Raw genomic sequence first — 23604 nt, 5'->3', positions numbered from 1 at the left:
TGGATTAACCCTGATTACTGACAAATTTTTGTTTATAATCCTCAGCCTGCCAATGATTCAAATGGAGGACTGATGAGCGGTTTATTAGATGAAATGAAAATGTTGTTAAAGAAAGAGGGGCTTCTTCAGAAAGATCTCTATTTTGCCGATTATGAGACGTTTGAAGAGGTTCCGCTGTTTTCTCTTTGGCACCATATCGATTTTCTTAAAGATTTTACCTTCGATGAGAAAAACACCATTCTGATTAATCAGGCTATCGGTCTGGCCGACAACGCGCATAAAAACTCTGTCGATAGCTTAGCTCAGGATGCTGATGAGTATTTTATTTGCGTCAGCGTGACCGGTTGGGATGAGGCAGAAGAAATTAACTGCATTACGCCTAACTTATTTATTTCCAGACGTAAAACTTGGCTGCTTTCCTGTTTGGCGCTGGAACAGCATCACACCCCGCAGGAGGTGCTGATTAACCGTTATCTGGCCGCGTCCGGGCTGGAAGGGTATCAGGCTTACTCGTCAAAAAGTGCTAAAGATGACGAAGTACGAATTTATATTGTCCATCAGCGTTACTTCCAGATCCACTAACCAATAGTATCATCATGCCGGCCAGCGCTGGATAGCCGGCATGATTGAGTATCCGTTTAGCGTTTGCTGATCTGATCAAAGGTTCCGTCGGTGGCAAAGTGGGTTTTCTGCGCTTTTTGCCATCCGCCAAATTCCTGATCGACGGTGAACAGATCCAGCGTCGGGAAGCTGGCAGAAAACTGTTTTAATACTTCAGGATCGCGCGGACGGTAGTAGTTTTTAGCCGCGATGGTCTGGCCTTCTTGAGAATAGAGATGTTTCAGGTAGGCTTCAGCCACCTCTTTAGTGCCATTTTTCTCTACGACACTGTCGACGACGGCTACGGTTGGTTCCGCCAGTATTGATACGCTGGGCGTAACAATTTCAAACTGATCTTTACCCAGTTGTTCAATCGCCAACAGGGCTTCATTCTCCCAAGCAATTAACACATCACCAATTCCGCGTTCTACAAAGGTCGTGGTCGAGCCTCTGGCTCCGGTATCCAGTACCTGTACATTGTCATACAAAGCCTTAACAAAAGCCTGCGCCTTGGCCTGATCGTTATTATTATGGCGCAGAGCATAGCCCCAGGCGGCAAGATAGTTCCAGCGGGCGCCACCGGAGGTTTTCGGGTTTGGCGTGACAACGTTAATGCCCGGCTTGATTAAATCATTCCAATCATGAATTTGCTTAGGGTTATCTTTGCGGACTAACAGAACGATGGTGGAGGTATAAGGTGCCGAATTATCGGGTAATCGGCTAATCCAGTCTTTATTCAACTTACCGTGCTCGGCAATGGCATCAATGTCATAAGCCAGTGCCAGCGTTACGACGTCGGCCGAAATACCATTAATGACGGAAGATGCCTGTTTACCTGAGCCACCATGAGATTGCTTAACGTTGACGGTATCACCGGTTTGATTATGCCAATAGGTTGAAAAAGCCTGATTGTATTGCTGATAGAATTCACGGGTCGGGTCATAAGATACGTTTAATAATTGAATATCCTTTGCCGACACGCCGGCCGCAGTCAGAAAGAGTAAGATACCTATATTCCAGTTTCGCATTTAATAGTCCTCATGATGTGTGATGTATGGGTTGGCTACTACACAGAGCGTGCCAGAAAAAGGACTGCGAGCGTAAAGAATAAAAAGATTCTTTTTATGCTTATTTGTAATATCAAAATTTTTACTTTTCGACTAAGAAGTCGCATAGTGGCCTTTTGATTTGTATTAGCGACGTATCAACTTAACGTTAGGGGCAAAGAGTGCAGGGATTTAAGCGTTTTCTAAAGTATTTAGTGATTCTATTGGTGATTATTGGCGGGCTGATCTTTTGGCTTTTTCATAAAATGGAAAAGAGTGCTGAAGCCGCGTTGAATCAAAGCCCGATAGTGGCTGAGTATTTAGGGAAAGTGACGGTTGAGGATATGGCGATCAGTATCTATTCACCGCAGTGTGAAGGCGGCTGTGAGCACCATGTAATCACGTTGAAAGGCGAAAAAGCGAATGCTAAAGCCGCGGCTGACGTTATGTATGATGGCAGCGGAATAGGTTATGCCACTCTTTGCTTGCCGGATGGCACTAACATTGCTCTGACTGATGATGCTAAACAGATTGTAGCCAACAACAGGGATAATCCTTGTCAATAATTAAACGTATTAAAAGGAATTTTCAGTGATAAAACGAAATATATTGGCAGGTCTTATATTAGGGGTAATCAGCATTGCTGGCTATGCTGAGAGTGCTCATGCTGATGATAAAATTGATTGCGAAAAGCCTACCGGCAACACCATTGAGATGAATATCTGTGCTGAAAAAATATTGGATGAATCAGAAAAATTACTAAATCAGACCTATAAAAAAGTGATGGCTCTTCTAGCTCATCCGGATGAAGAAAGCATTCCTTATTCTAAGGTAAAGCAAAATTTGCTGGAGTCTCAGCGGGCGTGGGTAACGTTTCGTAAAAAAGACTGTGATGCTCTTTATTATGCCTATTCCGGCGGAACAGTGAGGGATGTGGTTTATCTTAGCTGTATGTCTCAGCATGCTGATAAGCGTACTGAAGAACTGAAAGGGTATATTTCCTATTTTGAGGTTTAATGGTATCTATTGCGCTAAACAGATCTCTGTTTAACAGTATAAGGTGATGATATGAATATCAGTCAGGTGGCAGAAAAAACAGGTTTAACCAGTAAAACCATTCGGTTTTACGAGGAGAAGGGGCTTATTACGCCGCCAAACCGCTCCCTGAACGGTTATCGTACTTATAACCCGCGTAATATTGAGGAACTGACTTTACTACGCCAGGCCAGGCTGGTTGGCTTTACGCTGGAAGAGTGTAAAGAGTTATTGGCGCTGTTTCATAATTCCGATCGCCGTAGTTCTGATGTTAAAGCCCGTACGCTGGAAAAAGTTTCAGATATAGACCGTCATATTCATGAGCTCACCCAAATGCGCGAACGACTGATGGCATTGGTGGCACTTTGTCCCGGTGATGATGGCGCAGATTGCCCGATTATGGACAGCTTTACCGGCTGCTGTCAGCACGCAAAAAAATGATATGAAAAAGCCTTCTGCCGGATGAGTGACAGAAGGCTTCTTTAAACCAGTCGATTAAGTGGCCGAGGTGTTTATCGGCTCTACAATCAGCGTAATGCTTTCAACCGCAACAATGGTGATTTCAGTTCCGGTCGGCAGATCCTGACTACACTGAATTCGCCAACTGCCATCGGCAAGAATAATACGGCCAACGCCGTGAATTATTGGCTCAGTCAGCGTCATTCTTTTTCCAATTAATAACCTATCCGGCTGGTTAATATGCTGAGTTTCATCCCGTGCCCGGCTTTTCAGCCAGTACCACCAGAGAACAGCTACCATCAGCGTAAGGACAGCAAAACTGACCCACTGCCAGCCCCAGCTCATGGGAATAAGCCAGGTAATCGCGCCGATAATAATGGCTGACACACCGCTCCAGAGTAAGTAGCCATAGGTACCCAATAGTTCGGAAGCGAGTAATACTCCGCCAAAAATTAGCCAGAATTGATATGGCTGGGTAAGTAGGTCATCAAAGATTTCCATTACTTTTTAGGCTCACTTTTAAGTAATTCTGCAATGCCTCCGATACTGCCCATCAGGTTACTGGCTTCCAGTGGCATCATAATGACTTTGCTGTTATCTGAGGCACCAATAGTTTGAAGCGCATCGGTATATTTTTGAGCAACAAAGTAGTTAATTGCCTGAATATTACCGGCAGAGATGGCATCAGAAACCATCTGGGTTGCTCTTGCTTCTGCTTCTGCCGCACGTTCACGAGCCTCAGCCTGTAAGAATGCAGCCTGCCTTTCACCTTCAGCCTTAAGAATTTCTGACTGTTTTTGGCCTTCGGCACGAAGAATTGCAGCCTGACGAATACCTTCGGCTTCCAGTATATCGGCACGCTTATTACGCTCAGCTTTCATTTGGGCGTTCATTGCCGCAATCAGTTCAGTTGGCGGGCGAATATCACGAATTTCAATACGGGTGATTTTTACACCCCAAGGATTAGTTGCTTCATCAACCACCTGTAACAGACGGGTATTGATGTGGTCGCGCTGGGAAAGCATTTCATCCAATTCCATTGCACCCAGTACGGTACGGATATTGGTCATCATCAGGTTAAGAATGGCAACTTCAAGGTTGCTTACCTGATAGGCGGCCAGCGCTGAATCTCTGACCTGAATAAAACAGACGGCATCAATAGTGACGTTGGCGTTATCTTTAGAGATAATTTCCTGAGAAGGGACATCGAGCACCTGTTCCATCACATTAATTTTACGGCCAATACGGTCCATAAACGGGATGATGATATTCAGGCCCGGCATCAGAGTAGTGGTATAACGGCCAAAGCGTTCAACCGTCCATTGGAAACCTTGTGGTACGACTTTGATACCGGAAAAAACAATAAATATCACCAGTAAAACCAATACGGCGACTAACATTGTTTGTGGTGAGAACGGCATATCTAGTGGCATGAGATAATCCCTTAAGTTGATGTGTGGCCAGTCTACGCGAAACTGAGTATTTAGACAGTAATGGAATCCATATCACCCCACATATCACCATGCCGCTAAGATATTATTTTTCCCAAAGCAACCCGGTACGTTGTTCGTTTAGTGGTGCACTACGTCCATCTTTAAGTGTACAACTCAACTGCCATTTACGTTCGAAAACGGCGCTTTTATTTTCGCGGGCGCTGATATTCAGTGCCATGGTGGTATCAATCATAAACGGAAAATCTTTTCCGTTATCCAGTTTGGCATTTTCAGGGCGGAAATGACCGCAAATAACGCGTTTATTGCCCTGACCATATACAACAATATCGCGATAGCGCAATATCACCGGCTCTTCTGAATCAGGCATTGGTAGCAGTAATCGTTCGGTCTTCTTTTTTATCTCTTCTATGACATGAGCCGTCCAACTGGCATCCTCTTCGGTAAACGGGTTGGCACTAGCCTGAAACTGTTCAGCAAACTCCTCGACATAGTCTTCAGCGTACTCTTCATCATTATCTTCACCGATTTCTTCTGCATCATCAGCTTGGCCTGCGTCGACAGAGTCACTTTGCGCTTTATGGGGCGGATCGGTTTCATTGGCGGCTGATTCTGTAGCCGTTTGCTGTGTCGCGTCTGGCTGAGGCTCGGACTCAGCTCCCCGCCACTGGCAACCTGACAGCATCAGGCTGACTAACGCAAGTGTAAATATTGTATGGTGAATCTTCATTTCAGCTCAGTTCTTCATAATAAAAAAGGGAAAACACAACGCATTGTATCATTGTTTTTTTTATGATTTGTTGGCCGTGTTGTTTTTTTGCTCTGGTTTATTTGTAACCGAATAAGAATGAAATCGATATAAAACGAGAAAAAGCTATAAATTAAAAATCATCCTGCTATAATCAAAAGGTTTGGCCCTAATCCTTAATTAACCAATGATTTTATTCTATTTTTTCTATCGCCTTTGGTCGTTATACCAATAGGTGCGTGTTTTTCTACGCCTAAAAAACGGTATAGGGCCTATAGAAAAGAGCAGTTCGGCGTGATTAATATTATAGATGTAACACATTAGCCTAAATAAAACGGGTGATTAAGAGTAAGGCTGGCAGGGTGGTATCAACAGAAGGTGATTTTTGCCAATAAGACAAATCAGAGCTAATTAATGTGGAGATAGGTAGCTGTGAGTAATGAATCAATAAATCTGACGGATAGTCAAAAAGTTCTGGTCTTAGAAGAGGCAAAAAGAAGAAAGTATGCGTATAAGGCAGTGGTTGCATCAACCGTAGGTTATGCAATGGATGGGTTTGATTTACTGATTCTTGGCTTTATTTTGAATGCGGTTGCCATGGGGTTAGATTTAACCAGTAGTCAGGCCGGTTCTCTGGTTACTTGGACGTTAATTGGCGCGGTGGTCGGTGGCTTAGTCTTTGGCGTTCTGAGTGATTATTACGGGCGAATTAAAGTATTAACTTGGTCAATTGTCTTATTTGCCGGATTTACCGGGATGTGTGCTTTGGCACAGGGATATTGGGATCTATTATTTTACCGCACTATGGCCGGTATCGGGTTAGGTGGTGAGTTTGGTATCGGAATGGCGTTGGCCGCCGAGGCATGTCGCCCTAATGAACGGGCCAGAATGTCTTCATATGTGGGTTTAGGCTGGCAGGCGGGGGTTTTAGCGGCGGCTTTACTCACGCCGGTGTTACTGCCGATTATTGGCTGGCGCGGAATGTTTGCCATCGGCGTTATTCCTGCGCTGGTTTCGTTTGTTATTCGTCACTATATTGATGAGCCTGAAATTTTCGTTCAGAAGCAAAAAGAGAAGCGAAAAAGTAATCCGTTTAAAGCGCTGGTTGCTGATGCTCAAGCCGTTCGGGCAAGTATTGGTATCTCCATTCTTACCTCCGTTCAGAACTTTGGCTACTACGGCATTATGATTTGGATGCCAACCTATCTCAGTAAGCAATTCGATTACTCATTAACTAAGTCGGCGATGTGGACTGCGGTCACGGTTGTTGGTATGGGCTTTGGTATTTGGCTGTTCGGCCAGTTAGCGGACCGGTTTGGCCGTCGTCCGATATTCCTGATTTATCAGGTGGGTGCCGCGTTAATGGTTCTGGCATATTCCCAATTGACCGACCAATATAGTCTGCTGATTGGCGGAGCCATTATGGGGATGTTCGTCAATGGCATGATGGGCGGTTACGGGGCGTTGATTTCTGAGGTCTATCCGACAGAAGCCCGGGCTACTGCACAGAACGTTTTGTTTAATATCGGTCGGGGGATTGGTGGATTTGGCCCACTGGTTGTCGGCATGATTGTTGCTCAATATTCATTCCAAGTGGCCATTGCCATGCTGGCCTCTTTGTACGTGTTGGATATTCTGGCAACCTTATTCTTAATTCCGGAAAAAATGGGTAAGCCATTGGAATAATAGCGACGTAGGTTTGAATAAAAAGCGCGATAATTATCGCGCTTTTTGTCTTTTATCAACCCGGTAAAATAGTCCGGCAACGGCCATTTCTACTCTAATGTCAGAGTCTGTCAGTGTCGGCTTACAATTACTTTTCACTTACTTTACTCCTGCTTATCTTGAGCTAACACCCTGACTGAAATAGGGTATTGATAGTTTGATTTAACGATCTCGCTCATAATAAAAAGGATAATTTGTCATGGTTGATTCATTTAGAAAATCCCTTATTGGTTTGCTGTGTTTGTCGATGGTTGGATGCGGCAGTATGAGTGACGGTGATGCTGCGGCTACAGGTATGGTGGTTGTCGGATTAGGCGCTCTGGCAGCACTGATATTGTTAAGTGATAGTGATGATGACAAAGGGTACAAAGGCCATGGCAGCAGAGATAGCTATAAAGGTGGCCATGGTAAAGGAAACGGACATGGTAAGGGGAATGGCAAAGGCCATTCAGGGCGTCGTTAGTCATTTATAAAAACGCGGCAATAAGCCTAATGCCTGTCAGTTAAGGGCAGTCAATAAACTTAATCCAATGATTCGACTGGTTATTACGGAACCATTACCCTCGTCACCCCGTTGAAAACGGGGGCCAGCCCTTAGTCTAAATGCCTGCGGGTTAGCTAAAACCTGAATCCCGGCTTTCGCCGGGATGACGATTGAGTGGAGTCACATCATATAGAAATGCTTAACTGATAAGTATTAGGCAATAAGCCGCGTTGATATTTGGTCGTTTACTCAGATTAATTAATACAGTAATGAATACAGCTGACGGCGGTACTTAGCGGCCAGTGCATCACCGGTACCCAGGGCCGCTAAGATATCCAGCATGGTTTTCTTAGCGCTTCCGTCAGCGGCATCCAGACTCTTTTTAAGGTGTTTTAACAGCAGGGTCAGGGCTTCTTCATTGCGTCCAACCGTATGCAGTTGAAGCGCTAATTGTACGGCCAATTCAGCGTTGTCAGGCTCAGCATCAACTTGCAGCTGTAGCTGTTGAATTTCCGGCGTATCGGCGGCTTGCTTAAGTAATTCAATTTGTGCAATTAACCCTTGATAGCGAGTGTCTCGGTCTTGTAACGGGATGGCTGCCAGAACGACTTCAGCCTCTTCGCTACGAGTCAGCGCTATTTGTGTTTCAGCCAGTAGCAAGCCGATATCACTGCGCTGATTGCTGAGATGCCACGCATCTTTAAGCAGCGGCAGGGCATCAATATATTTGCCTTCACGGATCAGTTCTTCCCCTTCGGCCGCTTTTAAATCTTCTTCTCTAGGCAGAAAACGGTTTAACAGTTCACGTATTGCTTCTTCTGGCTGAGGGCCTTGGAATCCATCTGCCGGCTGACCATCTTTAAACAGATATACGGTTGGAATTGCGCGAATACCAAACTGCGATGCAATCATCTGCTGCGCATCACAGTCGATTTTTGCTAAGGTAAATTTACCTGCATATTCAATAACAAGTTTGTCTAATACCGGATCCAGAAGCTGGCAATGCTGGCTGCGCTCAGACCAAAAGTAAAAAAGTACCGGAACCTGAGAGGATTGCTCCATAACTTGCTGAAAGTTCGATTCGGTAACGTTAATCATAGAATTCGCTGGCATACTGCACTCTCTTTATCAGTTGTATATTTATTGTTGTATCTGTGTATATCAAAGTATATGAGGGCATATCTTTAGGCTTCAAGCGCTATTAGCCTTTATCTCTTAAAATCATATCCATACAGCGGTCAGGAAGCAGGCGTTTACAGATTGCCATGAGCTTAGTCACCATGGTCACCCGATAACGAATTTTAGCCCGCGGGTTTTCTAAAGCATGGTGGAGAACCGGAATCAGTACCTCAGGCGGAAGCGTAAAGCGCTTGGCTACCGGAGGGTTATGAATCGGGCTATCGACCTGCGTTTGATTAACATTTTGGCTAAATGAGGTGCTGATAGGACCGGGCTCAATCAGGCTGACCTGAATGCCGGTACCATGAAGCTCTAAACGCAAGGCGTCTGACCAGGCTTCTAAGGCATACTTACTGGCGGCATAAAGGCCGCGGCCCGGAGTAGAAATAATGCCCATTACTGAGCTTGTTTGAATAATTCGACCTTCACCTTGCGCAATCATGGCCGGAAGAAGATGCTGGGTAAGCTCATGTGCCCCGAACAGATTAGTTGAAAACTGTTGTTCGAACTGCCGGCGGGTAATGGTATTTAAACGGCCGTAAATGCCGAATCCGCCGTTATTAAATAGCGCATACAGCTTGCCCCCGGTCAGCGCGAGAACGTCTTCCGCTGCCTGTTTAATGCTGTCACTGTCGTCTAAATCAAGCTTAACAACTTCAAATCCTTTTTGCTGCAAAGTTTCTATATCTGCAGGTTTACGGCAGGTTGCTATTACGCGGTAGCCACGCTGCTTTAGATCCGTTGCAATCACTAAGCCGATACCGCTGGAACAACCGGTAATTAAAATCGCCTTTTGCATAACTTTACATTCTCCGTTGGGGCAGTTTATTTGGCCTGTTTTGCCGGTGTAAGACCGACATAAGGCGCAAGAGTTTGCTCCATAAAATCAGCGATAAACGGTTGGACATCGGCAGTGGGGTGCAGGCCGTCAGGCTGCATCCACTCTGGTTTTATAACCACCTTTTCCATAAAAAAAGGCAGGAGAGGAACCTGATACTGTTCTGCTAATTTAGGATAAATAGCAGCAAATGATTCGGTGTAACGACGGCCATAATTAGGGGTGATGCGTATTTGCATCAGCAGCGGCTGTGCCTTGGCTTGTTTCACCAATGTGATAATCTGTGAAAGGTCCCGTTCTATATCAGCAGGCGGGAATCCGCGCAGTCCGTCATTAGCACCCATTTCGATTAAAACCCAGTGGGGCTGATGATTTTTAAGCAATTCAGGTAAACGATCAAGACCTTGTGCCGCAGTGTCTCCACTGATGCTGGCATTGATTATCTGTGGGGCTCCGGGGGTATTCTTCCAGCGCTCTGACAGTTGAGTCGCCCAGGCCTGTTGAATGGGAAGCTGATAGCCTGCGCTTAAACTATCGCCCAGAATTAATAGCGTATCTGCCGCCGCGATGCGCATAGATGACAATCCGAGTAATAGAAGGATCGGGATATGCCTGAAGAAAATGTTCTTGAAGTTCATCATTTGAATAAATTTGTTGGTGAAGGGGAGCATAAGCTAGACATCCTTACCGGAGTTGAGTTAGTTGTCAAATCAGCTGAAACAATAGCACTAATTGGCGAATCGGGCTCAGGAAAATCTACCCTGTTAGGAATTTTAGCCGGACTGGATGATGGTAGTAACGGCGATGTAAAACTATTAGGCCAGTCATTACCTACTATGGATGAAGAAGCCAGAGCCGCGCTGCGGGCTAAAAATGTTGGCTTCGTATTTCAATCATTTATGTTAGTCCCTACCTTAACCGCACTGGAAAACGTTCAGCTTCCGGCGTTGCTGCGCGGTGATAACGAACGTAGTAGCCAGGAACAGGCCCTTCAGCTATTACAACAGTTGGGATTAGGTCAGAGGGTGGGGCATTTACCCGCCCAGCTATCCGGCGGTGAACAGCAGCGCGTTGCTATTGCGCGTGCTTTTATTGGTCGCCCTAAAATTCTTTTTGCTGATGAGCCTACCGGCAATCTCGATCGTCAGACCGGCGTTAAAATTGCCGATTTGTTGTTTTCACTTAATCGGGATTTTGCCACTACGCTGGTTTTAGTCACCCATGATGAAACTCTGGCGGCCCGCTGCCAGCGGCGTTTACGTTTAGTCGACGGTAAGCTGCGGGAGGAATCATGATTTGGAATTGGTTCTGGCGGGAGTGGCGATCTCCGTCGTTATTGATCGTTTGGCTATCGTTAACGCTGGCGGTTGCCTGCGTGCTGGCGCTGGGCAATATCAGCGATCGAATGGAACAGGCCCTCAGTCAGCAAAGTCGTGATTTTATCTCTGCCGATAGAGTACTCACATCCAGCCGTCCTGTAGCGGAAGAGTGGCTGCAACAAGCAGAGAAAGACCAACTGACATTGAGTCGTCAGCTCTCTTTTATGACCATGGCATACGCTAATGATGTGCCGCTGTTGTCGGCTATCAAAGCGGTAGATCTGAATTACCCTCTTTATGGCTCGCTTGAAACGGCTCCGGCTAATATCAAACCCGAGGCAGGAACGGTACTGGTTGATCCGCGATTGCTGGCGCTGATGAATACAAAAGTCGGCGATAGCATTGACGTGGGTGATGGCACTTTTCGTATTGCCGGTGAAGTGGTTCAAGAACCGGATGCCGGGTTCCATCCGTTTCAGACAGCGCCACGTATTTTAATTAACTATGCCGATATCGATAAGACCGGTGCAGTTCAACCGGGCAGCCGGTTAACCTACCGTTATTTATTTAGTGGTAGCGAACAAAACTTAACGCGCTATGGGGATTTTTTGGCCGGCAAGCTAAGCCCCGATCAGCGCTGGTTTGGTGCTGAACAATCGGGTACCGCCGTCGGTAAATCACTGGAGCGGGCACAAAACTTCCTGCTATTGTCCGCTATTTTGACGCTGTTGCTGTCAGTGGCCGCCGTTGCTGTCTCGATGAGTCACTATTGTCGCAGTCGGTATAACTTAATTGCCGTGCTTAAAACCTTAGGGGCAGGGCGAAAATCGTTACGCAAGCTAATCATTGGTCAATGGCTCTCTGTTTTGACGCTGGCGGCGTTGGCCGGCTGTAGCTTAGGCTTGTTGTTTGAAAGAGTTTTGCTGATTTTACTATCACCCATATTACCGAAAGTAATGCCTCAGCCGGGTCTTTGGCCATGGTTCTGGAGTATTGGTGCCTTAGTCTTTATTTCGCTTATGGTTGGCCTGCGACCGTATAAACAGTTGCTGGCAACTCGCCCTTTACGGGTATTGCGTAAAGACACTATTTCAGACGTTTGGCCGTTAAAAGTGTATTTGCCTGCCATGCTGTTGGTTGTGCTATGTCTGCTCACGGCTTTAGTCGGTTTTAATAGTATGTGGTGGGGCGCATTACTGGGTATTTTAGCGCTGGCGCTACTGTTAGGTGCTCTGGGCTGGTGCAGCTTGCTGCTGTTACGTCGGGTGACCTTAAAAAGTCTGGCGTTGCGGTTAGCGGTGAACCGGCTACTCCGTCAGCCTTGGATTACGACCAGCCAACTGTCAGCTTTTTCCTTCTCTTTTATGTTGCTGGCACTCCTGTTTGTACTGCGCGGGGAACTGCTATCACGCTGGCAACAGCAGATACCGCCGGATAGTCCGAATTATTTCGTGATGAATATAACCAAACAGCAGTTGCCTGATTTACAGAATTTTTTTGACGAACACCACATTAAGCCGGGTGAGTTTTATCCGATTATTCGGGTGCGTTTAACTGAGATTAATCAGCAACAGGCGACAGAACGGGTGAAAGAGAACGATCCCGCCGGTGAAGCGGTTAACCGTGAGCTTAACCTGACGTGGCTGTCTGGCGAAAAAGCCTCTCCCAATGAAGTGACTGCCGGAGTCTGGCCGCCGAAAGCCGGTGAAGTTTCTATCGATCAGGGACTGGCTGAGCGATTGGGTGTCAGTATTGGCGATACGCTGGCGTTTACCGGCGATACCCAACGATTTGAGGCGACGATTTCTAGCCTGCGAAGGGTTGACTGGGAAAGTCTGAAGCCTAACTTCTACTTTATTTTCCCTGAGGGGGGATTAGATAATTTACCACAGACTTACCTGACCAGTTTCCGTTATCAAGAAAATGGTGTCGTGCTGGTACAGCTTAACCGTCAATTCCCGACCTTAAGCCTGATGGATATCGGTAATATCCTTAAGCAAATTACAACGGTATTTCAGCAGGTAGGCCGGGCTCTGGAAGCCATGGTCGCTCTGGTGATCGCTTGCGGTACGCTGTTGTTATTCGCTCAGGTTCAGGTGGGGATGCGTCAACGACGTCAAGAACTGGTGGTTTATCGCACATTAGGAGCGGGTAAACGTTTATTGCGTAATACGTTATGGAGTGAGTTTGCTTTACTCGGACTGGCTGCCGGTGTTACCGCTGCGCTGGGGGCTGAAATTTCGCTGTGGTGGCTACAGTACAAGGTCTTTGAATTTCCATGGCAGCCAAACTATATGATGTGGATACTGTTGCCGGTTATCAGCGCGGCGCTCTTATCATTATGCGGAGGCTGGTTAGGCGTTAGTCTGTTAAAAGGGCAGGCGTTATACCGACGCTATCAGGAGTAGTTTTCGTTGTTTAACCACCATCCTGACCGCTGTCGGGATGGTGGTTAAAGTGCCATTATTTGATAGTTTTGATAGTTTTGATAGTTTTGGATAGTTCAGTAAAATAGTGACATCAACTCACTAAGCCAGCTTCTGTATCGCCCACTCAATTCCTGAAGTATAAACCTCGCCCAGCATCGGTTTAATTTTTTGTAGATTCTCTTTTAATATTTCAGCCTGAGGATGATTCAGGTTCAGGTGCCCGACCTTACGGCCCTGATGCACCTCTTTATCGTACCAGTGCAAATGAACCAGTGGCAGAGATAGCCATTGATCGTTCACTTCGGTGCCAATCAGATTAATCATCACTGACGGTGTTGATACATCCGGCTGCGGCATGGGTAAATCTAAAATAGCCCGTAGGTGAAGTTCAAACTGGCTGATTGATGCACCATTTTGCGTCCAGTGACCGCTGTTATGAACCCGCGGAGCCAGCTCATTAATGAGTAATCCATCGCCTACGATAAAACACTCCATCGCCATAACGCCGACATAGTTCAGGTCGTGCAAAATAGCCGAAAGCATAGCTTCAGCCTGTTGCTGAAGGTGGGTGTCCACAACCGGCAGGGCAACGCTGGTGCGAAGAATACCCTCTTCATGCAGGTTGTGGGTCAGCGGATAAAAAACGCATTTTCCGCTCTGGTTACGGGCACCAATGAGCGAAACTTCGCCGTCAAAATTAATTCCCTGTTCAACAATACATTCGCCGTATACCTCGGCAGGTAACTGTTGTTGTTCGTCAGGGCGAATACGCCATTGCCCGCGACCGTCATAGCCACCCACCCGACGTTTAACGATGGCTAATGTGCCAAGTCGGGTAAAAATATCCGGCCATTGGTCTGCCGACGCTAATAATTGCCACGGAGACGTTGCCAGATTTAATCGATCTAATAACTGCTTTTGACTAAGGCGGTCAGCCAACTTGGGGAAGATATCACGATTAACGAAGCCGGTATGGCGAGATAACACTTGGGTAAGGGCTGTTTCTGGCCAGCGTTCAATTTCTGCAGTAATTACCGCATGTTGATAAGGAACCGCTTCGGGTTCGGCATCAAGACCTACCGGATAAACGGTGATACCTAAAGGTTCTCCGGCCTGACGTAACATACGCCCTAGTTGGCCATTACCTAATACGCAAACAGGCTTCATGCCGGCTCCCTAGGATCGGGGTTATTCAAAACATCGTCGGTCTGGGCCTGACGCCATTCAGCCAGTCGGGAGTGAATGCTTTCATCGTGCAGGGCTAATATTTGTGCAGCCAAAAGGGCAGCATTAGCCGCACCGGCTTTACCAATAGCTAAAGTACCTACGGGAATGCCTCGGGGCATCTGAACGATGGAATATAAGCTATCTACGCCGCTGAGCGCTGCACTTTGAACGGGAACACCCAATACCGGAACCAGCGTTTTGGCAGCCAACATACCGGGTAAATGTGCGGCACCGCCAGCCCCGGCAATAATCACGTCAAATCCGTTCGCCTTAGCCTGTTCGGCGAAGCTGAATAATTTGTCCGGGGTGCGGTGGGCAGAAACCACTTCAGTATGAAACGGGATATTGAGCGATATTAATATTTCAGCAGCGAATTGCATGGTAGCCCAGTCACTTTTGGATCCCATAACAATAGCAATTTTTGCCTTGGCAGCGTTGGCTGGCATAGGTGTGATGCTCCTGTGTTGGTGCAGGCGGTAGTCGAAACCTAATAACGGACATTATGCCATAGGTTAGTCTATTTAAGATTAATCCGTAGCATCCGTCATTCATAATCTGAGGGCAGAGAGAATAGCATGGCTTTATAGTAAGGGAAACGATTGCGTAAGCGGCATAAGCGAAATTATTTCGGCAAAGACGGAAATAACACCGTGTATTGTGCAATCAAAAAATAATGCCTATTGGCAATGTTAAAGCGGGAAGGTTGCCAGTTCGAGACTGTTGTTTGGCTTAATTCTTAGCACTGAGCCATTTTCATGCCACGCCCCTAATACAACCCGCTGGGACAGCCGTCCTTTAATGGTCATATCGTGGATCGCCGGGCGGTGGGTATGCCCGTGAATAATTTTATACACGTGGTTTTCTTTCAGCTTGGCGATCACCGCCAGAGGGTTAACGTCCATCATGACTGAGGATTTAGTTCGATTAGTCATGGTGCTTTCATTGCGCAGCTTAGAGGCAATTTTCTGGCGAACAAAAAGCGGCAATGCCAGATAGATAGCCTGAATTATCGGGTTATGCATATATTGACGAAAGCGCAGATAACCGGGGTCATCGGTACAAAGCGTATCGCCATGCAGGATAAGAACTGATTCACCGTATACATTGATAACCAGTTGCTCCGGCAATAAGGTCATTTTACATTTTTTGGCAAAGCGTTTGCCGAGTAAAAAATCTCGATTACCGTGAATAAAGTAGCAGGGTACGTTATGTGAGTGAAGTTCAGCTAAGGCTTGTGCAACCTGAGTATGAAGTGGATTGGGATCGTCATCGCCAATCCAGGCTTCAAATAAATCGCCGAGTATATACAGCGCATCAGCGTGTATTGCCTCGCGTTGCAGAAAATCCAGAAAACCGGCAGTGATTGCCGGTTCATGTTCACTGAGATGGAGATCGGCGATAAATAGCGTCGTCATTACTGAGGGAGTAATCCTTATTCGCTGATAGTGACGCTATTAATGATCACGTCTTCTACCGGTACATCTTGGTGCATGCCGCTGCGGCTGGTTTTAGCGCTTTCAATGGAGTCAACGACGTCCATGCCTTCTACGACTTCAGCGAATACACAGTATCCCCAACCGTCAGCATTTTCAGCGCGGAAATTCAAAAAGTCGTTATTAGCAACGTTAATGAAGAACTGGGCAGTTGCAGAATGCGGCGCTGAAGTCCGTGCCATGGCTAAAGTACCACGGGTGTTTTTTAAGCCATTGTTGGCTTCGTTTTTAATGGTGTCTTTGGTTGCTTTTTGATCCATGCCTGAAACAAAGCCACCGCCTTGGATCATAAATCCTTTGATTACGCGGTGAAAAATCGTGCCGTCATAAAAACCACTACGGCAGTAGTCTACAAAGTTAGCTACGGTTGCAGGTGCTTTATCAGCAAAAAGTTTGATAACAATATCGCCATGATTGGTATGAAGAGTGATCATTAAACATCCTAGAAGTAAGTGATAAATAAATTAGGTGCTAATTGTATATTAAGGCGGCTTAGCCTGCATCCCTTGGTTTATGATATTTAAGCCTGCAATTTTGGCATTTTGCTCTAATTTTTTATTTTTAGCATGGCAATTAAACCATAAAATTGAATTTGTTGAGAGGTTTTATGGTTATTTTTATATAATATTATTAATTATCATATGGTTACTGTGGATAAGCTGATAGCCTAATAACCGCCGACTGTTTTATATGGCAGCGGTATTTTATTTTTAAGCAACGGTTATAGCTTAAGATCTTGTATTGTAGATATCAGTTGTTGTGCTAACTGGTGTAACTCTTGTTTCGAGTCAGGCAGTAATCCCATAATAACCGCTGCGCCGATCAGCCGGGAATCCTGAGTTAATATCGGGCAAGCAATGGCCCGATAGCCGGGAATTCCTTTGGTTTCACTCAGCCGTATTGAGTACCCCTGTTGCCTGATACTCTGTTGTTCATCTAAATCTAATGAATATTTATCGCGATGATTCTCTGTGAAGGTTAAAAATACCTTACCTGCTGCACTGTTGATCAACGGAAGCGGGGTATTATCCCGATAGTCGATTTCAATATTTTTATTACTACGGTTATATCTGATTAAACTCAGTCCATCCCCTTTCTGAATGGCCAATCCGGTCGAAATGTTGAGCTTATCCCTCAGTTGGCATAGCGCATTATTTATCGTAGTGAGCAAACCGTTTTGCTTATCTGCCGCTGAGCCGAGAACCGATAGCTTATTACCAAGGGAATAAAGGTTGGTTTCAGGATCCTGATAAATCATATCGCAGCGGCACAGCGAGACCAGATACTTATGAATCGACTTAACCTTTATTTATAGGGAGCTTTTTTAATTATGCGTAAAACGGGTTGGTTTTTTATTATTGCGGCGACTCTATTTTCAGCAGGCGTGAGCCAAGCGGCGCAACGAAATGTGATTACGCCTGAAGGGGCAAAACCATCAAAATTATTCTCTCCGGCTATTGAGGCTAATGGCCTGATTTTTACTTCTGGCCAGCTTGCTCTGGATCCGGCTAGCGGCAAAATCGAAGGGGATATCGAAGCTCAGACGCGTCAGGCAATGAAAAATCTCCAGACCGTACTGGCAGCGGGAGGTTCTTCACTGGATCATTTAGTCAAGATTAATATCTACCTGAAGAATATCGATGATTACGCCAAAATGAATCAGGTATATGTGACTTTTTTTAACGGTGCACCACCTGCACGTACAGCGTTACAAGTGGGTAACATACCCATGGACGGGTTGATTGAAATTGAAGGTATTGCGGTTAAACGGTAATTTATTACCTGATTGAATGATATATACCTCATGAATCATGGGGTTCCTCTTGCAATGCCCTGACAATCAGGTTTCAATATATCCTTCCATCTTACCCAATCAACAATCAAACGGTCATAGGCTTCCGATGCTAAAGATTTTTAATACCCTGAGCAGACAAAAAGAGGAATTTAAACCCATTCATGCTGACAAAGTGGGCATGTATGTGTGCGGGGTAACTATTTATGACTTATGTCATATCGGGCATGGCCGTACTTTTGTTGCCTTTGATGTTATTTCCCGCTATCTGCGGTTTTCGGGCTACAACCTAACGTATGTGCGCAATGTGACCGATGTCGACGATAAAATCATTCGTCGGGCTACGGAAAATAATGAAAGTTGCGAAAGTCTGACCGAGCGAATGCTGGCTGAGATGCATGCTGATTTTGATGCGCTGAATATTGCCCGCCCGGACCTTGAGCCGCGAGCTACGCACCATATTCCGGAAATTATTGATATCGTTCAATTGCTGCTAAAACGCGGCCATGCTTATGTAGCAGATAACGGTGATGTGATGTTTTCGGTCGAAACCGATCCTGACTATGGCCTGCTGTCTCGTCAGGATTTAGATCAGCTACAGGCCGGTGCTCGGGTTGAAGTTGCTGACGTGAAGCGCAATCCAATGGATTTCGTGCTGTGGAAAATGTCTAAACCCGGCGAACCTTCCTGGGAATCTCCGTGGGGGCCTGGCCGCCCTGGTTGGCATATCGAATGTTCTGCCATGAACTGCAAGCAGTTAGGCGAACATTTTGATATTCACGGCGGCGGATCCGATTTGATGTTCCCTCATCATGAAAATGAGATTGCTCAATCAAGCTGTGCTCACGATGGGCCATACGTTAATTACTGGATGCACTCCGGCATGGTCATGATTGACCGTGAAAAGATGTCTAAGTCGCTGAATAACTTTTTCACTATTCGCGATGTGCTCAAGTATTACGATGCTGAAACCGTCCGTTATTTTTTGATGTCCGGTCATTACCGTAGCCAACTGAACTATAGCGAAGAGAATCTTAAACAGGCCAGAACGGCTCTGGAACGGTTTTATACTGCACTGCGTGGTACTGATGAGGCCGTTGAAGCGACCGGCAATTCTGAATTTGAATCGCGTTTCCGTGAAGCAATGGATGATGATTTTAATACGCCGGAAGCATACTCAGTACTGTTCGACATGGCTCGGGACGTTAACCGCCTGAAGGCTGAAGACCTGAATGCTGCTAACCAACTTGCCGCAGAATTACGTCGTTTAGCCGGTGTTTTAGGCCTGCTTGAGCAGCAACCAGAAGCTTTTCTGCAAGGTTCTGCACAAAGTGACGGCGATGACGAAGTGGCTGAAATAGAAGCGCTGATTAAACAGCGTAATGATGCCCGACAGTCTAAAAACTGGGCGCTGGCTGATGAAGCTCGCGATAGGTTGAACGAAATGGGTATCGTGCTGGAAGATGGCCCAGGCGGAACAACCTGGCGTCGGACTCAGTAAGTATTGTTCTCGTAGTCATAATCTTATAGTCATAAAAAAGGCGCTAAAGCGCCTTTTTTATTGCCTGCCGGAATAAACAATTACATTGGGTCGTGGTAAAGCTCACAGGCCTGTAAAGTATTCTGGATCAGGGTTGCGACGGTCATTGGACCAACGCCGCCCGGCACCGGAGTAATCCAGCTGGCGCGCTCTGCTGCTATATTAAACTCAACGTCACCCACTACTTTACCGCTTTCTAAACGGTTAATACCCACATCAATAACGACGGCTCCCGGCTTGATCCAGTCACCGTGAACAAAACCAGGGCGACCAATAGCGGCGACCACTAAATCGGCGCGGCGAACTTTGTCTTCCAGATTTTGAGTAAAACGGTGAGTAATTGTAGTCGTACATCCTGCGAGTAAGAGCTCCAGTCCCATCGGGCGACCGACGATATTGGATGCGCCAATGACTAATGCATCTAAGCCGTAAGTATTAATCTCACAGCGCTCCAGCATAGTAATAATGCCGCGCGGAGTACAAGGACGTAGCTTTGGCGTGCGTTGGCACAGGCGACCTATATTATAGGGGTGGAACCCGTCGACGTCTTTCTCCGGAGAAATACGTTCAAGTACTTTAATCTTATCGAAGCTCTCTGGCAGAGGGAGCTGAACCAGAATTCCGTCAATTAACGGATCGTTATTGAGTGAGTCGATTAATTCAAGTAGCTCTTTCTCAGTCGCGGACGCATCCAGGTTAAACGAGCGCGACAAGAAACCAACTTCTTCACATGCGCGACGCTTGCTGCTGACGTAAATTTGAGATGCGGGATTTTCACCAACTAAAATAACGGCTAAACCCGGAGCTCGTTTACCTGCCTGAATGCGCTGTTGAACGCTGGCGGCAATTTCAGTTCTAAGCTGCTGGGCAATCGCTTTACCATCAATAATCTTTGCTGACATCTGAGAATAGATCCACTTTTTAACCACGGGGTACATATTCTGGCAGAAGCGGAGGGTTCTGTCAGGGATAAGTTGTGAGAAAGTCAGTAAACAGGGGATTTGAGTATGAAATCAGGGGATTATCGCCGATCGTTGTGCCGTTAGCTTACCGGTTACCAGGTTTACATTGTGATTATCTTCTCATTCAGAATGCTTTATTAATATACCGTGTAGGTAAATCAAACTTTGCTTTTTGGCTTAATTTGAATGCAATGCCTATTTTTAATATCAATACTTTTAGTTAATAACTGGCGTAACTATATTTATCATTATTCGTAATTAATATTTATTACTTCATGTCGAAGATTGATTGAAAATTATATTTTAATATTGATATTAGGCGTTTAATGTGAGTAATTTATTGACTATTATATAAGTAACGCATTGGTATTATTTTGTATCAACTCTTTTTGCATGGTGTATCTTTAAATGCGTTAGTGTCATTATTTTTTTGTATTTATGTTATTATTCAATTTGTTATGTTTATTTTTTGTGTTGTTTTGATTAAATCCTCTCTTATGATAGAATTCTTTTACATTGCATTTGACGATCGATAGGTATCTTTTGATAGATTATTGTTATCAAAAGATATAAATCGATCGTTATTAACAATTTATTAAAAAATCGATAGTGATCTACTATTGTCGATGTATATAGGACGATTTTGTTTATGGATGATAATTCCCTTCGTGTGGTTTTAAACAGTCCATAAGTAGATTCCTATCGATTTTTGGACTTGAACATAGGGAATTGTATCTGTGAATAAAATCTATCGAATTATTTGGAACAACGCGTTAGGTGTGTGGGTTGTTACTTCTGAGTTAGGGCGTGGAAAAATAAAAAGCGCTACTTCTAAAGCGTTAGCTGCCGTAGCATTAACAACCGTTATGTCTACATCTGTACTAGCAAGTGATTGTAGTTCCTCAACGTTTATTTGTAATTTAGACTCAGCCTGGTCATTCTCTAATAATAATCGTGGTGTAGGTTCGGTAACCATTTCAGATGGACAAACTTATCATGTTAATGGACCAAAGACTTATGCCAGTGCAAACGGCAGTTCTATTGGTTATAGCACCATCAACCAATTGATTAACGGCGGATATATTAACGCACCGCTATTGCCCGCCGATGAGATCCAGATGGTCTTGGGGGCAAAGAGCCAAAATATTACGGTTATCGATACTATTACTCATGCGACTAAGGTCGTTGCAGTTTATAACTCTGGCGGAATGCAGGAGTTTGAAAGCGGCTATAAAAATGGTGGTTATGCAGTCGCTAGACTCGGGCCTGTAAACGCTTATTATCAGAGCCGGTTGGTAACCGTAGAATCCGGTACGGCCGATATTTATGCCGATGGGCTGAATATTGGTGCGGCTCATAGGGACAGCCAATTAATTTATGTAGACAGTACCGCGTCTAATAAGGCGGCTAGCGCCAACTGGCACTCAACAAATCTGATTAATATTTATACGGAAATTGATTACGCAACCACGCCAACTCAAGTGGCAAGCGCTAATAAGACCACTTATACCGGTAGCTTTACCTCATTTAACGGCAGCACAATCACGGTGAGTTCACTCAGTGAGCTCTCGGCCTATAATAATTGGCTCATTGGCAAAATGCAGACGGGTGATCTTGAGTCATCACGCTATGATGCCGAGTTGGCTAAAGCTTATACCACCGTATCCAGTAGCTATACGATTAATAGAGTACCTGCCGGGGCGGATCCTATGCTTGCTCTGCCGGCTAATGTCACCGCTGTATTTATGGCTAATGGTGATAAAGCAACGGTGCGCCTTGCTGAAACAGGTCGAATTACCGGTGATATTCGAGGCACATTCAATCCAGATACCAGTTTATTCCGATTAACCAATGGGGGTAGCGGAATTAACGATGGTGAAATTGAAACAACCATGTATGCCGCTAGCGTATTATCAGGTTCTCATTTTATTAATAACGGTTCACTAACGACGGGGCTGGTTAGTACCGGCGTTGTTGGCAACGGTGTCTACTTATCAGGTTTAAACAGTTTATTTACCAATAACGGTACATTAAATGTATCTCCATCATTTTCAAGTCCTACGCCAGGCGGGAACGGTGGTTCAATAGGTATAAACTCAACGGGCAGATCTAGCGCTATAAATAATGGTGCCATGAACATCGGGATTACCGAAGGCAATAAGGGACGGCCGGTCGTCGGGGTGGTATATGGTGTTATTGTTAACACTGACGGTAACTTTACCAATAGCGCCAGCGGTGTAATGAACATTGGTCGAGCAGCGGACGGTAGTGATGTTTATGTTACGGCTGGCTCTTCTGCTATTCGTATCAATGGTACGTCAGGGATAGTGAATAATCAGGGTAACATTGTATTAGGTACCAAGGTTGAGGGCTCTGCAGGCATACATGTGACTGCGGGCTCAATGCATAATGTCACCAACAGCGGGACGATTACCCTCCTGAGCAATGGGGATAATGGCACCTTTATCCCTAAAGAGAACTACGGTATCTATGCCCTGAACAGCGCCCGGGGAATAAAAAATACCGGCCTGATTGATATTCAGGGAATTAATGCCATCGGCATTAAAAGTTTATCTGGTGGCCAGGTTGAGTCCAGTGGTGATATTAATATTACCGGCGGTGCCGATCCGTCTACCGGGCTGCGTAACTATGGTGCGTGGTCTGAAGGATTAAATTCACTGGTTAATATTTCCGGCAGCGTTAAGCTAAAAGGTGACGGCGCCATTGGCGTTCATGCCCGCGGACAGGGCACCATTGGCTTATCCGGTAACGGTCAGGTCAACTTCTCTGACGGCGAGAACCAGATCGGTTACTTTGTTTACGGTGCCGGCTCTAAAATAAATAACACCAGTACCGGTACCCAAGACGTTACCACTAAAAATTCTACGCTAATGCGCCTTGACGGCGGGGCAGCCTTTACCGGTTCTTCTGCTTCTACTTCGACCATGTCGGCCTCCGGCGATAACTCCACGGTTATTGTGGCGACCGGTACCGGTACCCGCGTTGATTCGGGCGGTATGACGGTCAATGTGAACGGCAAAAACGCCACCGGCTTCCTGATTGAAGGCGGCGCTACCGGTAATATTGGCAGTACCGCCAGCATAAAACTCTCCGGTGAAGGGGCGATTGCTGGTATCGCCGACGGCCAGGGCCATGACCTGACCGGTGCCGAAAAGATAATGACCGAGGCGGAGAAAAAAGCCACCTCGCTGACCGCCGGGGCTAATCTTAACTCATCGCTTAACGGCGTTGTCGGCTATATTGCCCGCAATTTAGC

24 protein-coding genes are annotated in these 23604 nt (G+C 45.8%); 11 read left to right on the top strand and 13 right to left on the bottom strand.

Annotation, left to right across the window (positions count from 1 at the left end; all coding sequences use genetic code 11):
- The first annotated feature begins 72 nt into the window (after positions 1-72).
- Entirely contained in the window at positions 73-582 is a 510-nt protein-coding gene (locus YWE_RS0116385) for an Imm15 family immunity protein (protein WP_029095521.1), read from the top strand.
- 56 nt (positions 583-638) lie between these two features.
- On the opposite strand, the gene YWE_RS0116380 is transcribed toward YWE_RS0116385, so the two are convergent.
- On the bottom strand, positions 639-1628 hold the full coding sequence (locus tag YWE_RS0116380) for a sulfate ABC transporter substrate-binding protein (RefSeq protein WP_029095520.1): 990 nt from the start codon (positions 1626-1628) through the stop codon (positions 639-641).
- A 200-nt stretch (positions 1629-1828) separates the two neighbouring features.
- Here YWE_RS0116380 and YWE_RS0116375 point away from each other — a divergent pair, with 200 nt between their 5' ends.
- The 3 genes from YWE_RS0116375 to cueR are packed head-to-tail and all read left to right on the top strand — an operon-like array spanning position 1829 to position 3122.
- Entirely contained in the window at positions 1829-2212 is a 384-nt protein-coding gene (locus YWE_RS0116375) for a hypothetical protein (protein WP_029095519.1), read from the top strand.
- A 25-nt stretch (positions 2213-2237) separates the two neighbouring features.
- Positions 2238-2663 (top strand): lysozyme inhibitor LprI family protein, encoded by a 426-nt coding sequence (locus tag YWE_RS0116370; RefSeq protein WP_051323390.1) that lies wholly within the window; start codon positions 2238-2240, stop codon positions 2661-2663.
- Positions 2664-2714: 51 nt separating this feature from the next.
- Positions 2715-3122 carry a Cu(I)-responsive transcriptional regulator gene (gene cueR, locus YWE_RS0116365; RefSeq protein ID WP_029095517.1) on the top strand — a complete coding sequence of 136 codons (408 nt, stop codon included), beginning with the start codon at positions 2715-2717 and terminating at the stop codon, positions 3120-3122.
- 54 nt (positions 3123-3176) lie between these two features.
- Here the strand turns inward: cueR and YWE_RS0116360 are convergent, their stop codons facing one another.
- From YWE_RS0116360 to YWE_RS0116350, 3 genes are all read right to left on the bottom strand, one after another.
- Positions 3177-3641 carry an NfeD family protein gene (locus YWE_RS0116360; protein WP_036016365.1) on the bottom strand — a complete coding sequence of 155 codons (465 nt, stop codon included), beginning with the start codon at positions 3639-3641 and terminating at the stop codon, positions 3177-3179.
- On the bottom strand, positions 3641-4540 hold the full coding sequence (locus tag YWE_RS0116355) for an SPFH domain-containing protein (RefSeq protein WP_036016368.1): 900 nt from the start codon (positions 4538-4540) through the stop codon (positions 3641-3643). The genes YWE_RS0116360 and YWE_RS0116355 overlap by 1 nt, the downstream gene beginning before the upstream one ends.
- A 136-nt stretch (positions 4541-4676) precedes the next feature.
- Positions 4677-5321: a hypothetical protein gene (locus YWE_RS0116350; RefSeq protein ID WP_029095514.1), complete on the bottom strand. Its 645-nt coding sequence runs from the start codon at positions 5319-5321 to the stop codon at positions 4677-4679.
- A 564-nt stretch (positions 5322-5885) separates the two neighbouring features.
- Between YWE_RS0116350 and YWE_RS0116345 the strand changes: the two genes are divergently transcribed.
- Both YWE_RS0116345 and YWE_RS27580 read left to right on the top strand, forming a co-directional pair.
- Positions 5886-7025: an MFS transporter gene (locus YWE_RS0116345; RefSeq protein ID WP_084167117.1), complete on the top strand. Its 1140-nt coding sequence runs from the start codon at positions 5886-5888 to the stop codon at positions 7023-7025.
- Positions 7026-7263: 238 nt separating this feature from the next.
- Positions 7264-7527, top strand: a complete 264-nt coding sequence (locus YWE_RS27580; RefSeq protein WP_036016364.1) for a hypothetical protein — start codon at positions 7264-7266, stop codon at positions 7525-7527.
- Positions 7528-7806: 279 nt separating this feature from the next.
- Here the strand turns inward: YWE_RS27580 and YWE_RS0116335 are convergent, their stop codons facing one another.
- The 3 genes from YWE_RS0116335 to tesA form a co-directional block, all read right to left on the bottom strand.
- Positions 7807-8661 (bottom strand): thioredoxin family protein, encoded by an 855-nt coding sequence (locus YWE_RS0116335; protein WP_029095512.1) that lies wholly within the window; start codon positions 8659-8661, stop codon positions 7807-7809.
- Between the two features lie 88 nt (positions 8662-8749).
- The gene (locus tag YWE_RS0116330; protein WP_029095511.1) at positions 8750-9526 is read right to left on the bottom strand and encodes an SDR family oxidoreductase; all 777 of its coding nucleotides are present in this window, start codon (positions 9524-9526) and stop codon (positions 8750-8752) included.
- A 26-nt stretch (positions 9527-9552) separates the two neighbouring features.
- Positions 9553-10203 carry a multifunctional acyl-CoA thioesterase I/protease I/lysophospholipase L1 gene (gene tesA / locus YWE_RS0116325; protein WP_029095510.1) on the bottom strand — a complete coding sequence of 217 codons (651 nt, stop codon included), beginning with the start codon at positions 10201-10203 and terminating at the stop codon, positions 9553-9555.
- Here tesA and ybbA point away from each other — a divergent pair.
- Entirely contained in the window at positions 10174-10860 is a 687-nt protein-coding gene (gene ybbA / locus YWE_RS0116320; RefSeq protein WP_029095509.1) for a putative ABC transporter ATP-binding protein YbbA, read from the top strand. The genes tesA and ybbA overlap by 30 nt on opposite strands.
- The gene (ybbP, locus tag YWE_RS0116315; protein ID WP_029095508.1) at positions 10857-13292 is read left to right on the top strand and encodes a putative ABC transporter permease subunit YbbP; all 2436 of its coding nucleotides are present in this window, start codon (positions 10857-10859) and stop codon (positions 13290-13292) included. The genes ybbA and ybbP overlap by 4 nt, the downstream gene beginning before the upstream one ends.
- 120 nt (positions 13293-13412) lie before the next feature.
- On the opposite strand, the gene purK is transcribed toward ybbP, so the two are convergent.
- From purK to YWE_RS27575, 5 genes are all read right to left on the bottom strand, one after another.
- On the bottom strand, positions 13413-14480 hold the full coding sequence (gene purK / locus YWE_RS0116310) for a 5-(carboxyamino)imidazole ribonucleotide synthase (protein ID WP_029095507.1): 1068 nt from the start codon (positions 14478-14480) through the stop codon (positions 13413-13415).
- Positions 14477-14986, bottom strand: a complete 510-nt coding sequence (purE, locus tag YWE_RS0116305) for a 5-(carboxyamino)imidazole ribonucleotide mutase (RefSeq protein ID WP_029095506.1) — start codon at positions 14984-14986, stop codon at positions 14477-14479. The genes purK and purE overlap by 4 nt, the downstream gene beginning before the upstream one ends.
- 243 nt (positions 14987-15229) lie before the next feature.
- On the bottom strand, positions 15230-15955 hold the full coding sequence (locus tag YWE_RS0116300) for a UDP-2,3-diacylglucosamine diphosphatase (RefSeq protein WP_029095505.1): 726 nt from the start codon (positions 15953-15955) through the stop codon (positions 15230-15232).
- Between the two features lie 17 nt (positions 15956-15972).
- The gene (ppiB, locus tag YWE_RS0116295; RefSeq protein WP_029095504.1) at positions 15973-16467 is read right to left on the bottom strand and encodes a peptidylprolyl isomerase B; all 495 of its coding nucleotides are present in this window, start codon (positions 16465-16467) and stop codon (positions 15973-15975) included.
- A gap of 287 nt (positions 16468-16754) precedes the next feature.
- The gene (locus tag YWE_RS27575; RefSeq protein ID WP_051323389.1) at positions 16755-17291 is read right to left on the bottom strand and encodes an IclR family transcriptional regulator; all 537 of its coding nucleotides are present in this window, start codon (positions 17289-17291) and stop codon (positions 16755-16757) included.
- Between the two features lie 72 nt (positions 17292-17363).
- Here YWE_RS27575 and YWE_RS0116285 point away from each other — a divergent pair, with 72 nt between their 5' ends.
- A complete protein-coding gene (locus tag YWE_RS0116285) occupies positions 17364-17807 on the top strand; it encodes a RidA family protein (RefSeq protein WP_051323388.1) in 444 nt (147 codons plus the stop codon).
- 127 nt (positions 17808-17934) lie between these two features.
- Positions 17935-19326: a cysteine--tRNA ligase gene (gene cysS / locus YWE_RS0116280; RefSeq protein ID WP_029095502.1), complete on the top strand. Its 1392-nt coding sequence runs from the start codon at positions 17935-17937 to the stop codon at positions 19324-19326.
- A gap of 80 nt (positions 19327-19406) precedes the next feature.
- Here the strand turns inward: cysS and folD are convergent, their stop codons facing one another.
- Positions 19407-20267 carry a bifunctional methylenetetrahydrofolate dehydrogenase/methenyltetrahydrofolate cyclohydrolase FolD gene (folD, locus tag YWE_RS0116275; protein WP_029095501.1) on the bottom strand — a complete coding sequence of 287 codons (861 nt, stop codon included), beginning with the start codon at positions 20265-20267 and terminating at the stop codon, positions 19407-19409.
- 797 nt (positions 20268-21064) lie between these two features.
- On the opposite strand from folD, the gene YWE_RS0116270 reads away from it, so the two are divergent.
- Positions 21065-23604: ESPR-type extended signal peptide-containing protein (locus YWE_RS0116270; protein ID WP_029095500.1), on the top strand; the 2540-nt coding region annotated here is incomplete at its 3' end.

The organism is Budvicia aquatica DSM 5075 = ATCC 35567, from assembly GCF_000427805.1.
Lineage (GTDB): Bacteria > Pseudomonadota > Gammaproteobacteria > Enterobacterales > Enterobacteriaceae > Budvicia > Budvicia aquatica.
Note: the sequence above shows the minus strand (reverse complement) of the source record. Positions and strands in the feature narration are given on the sequence as shown.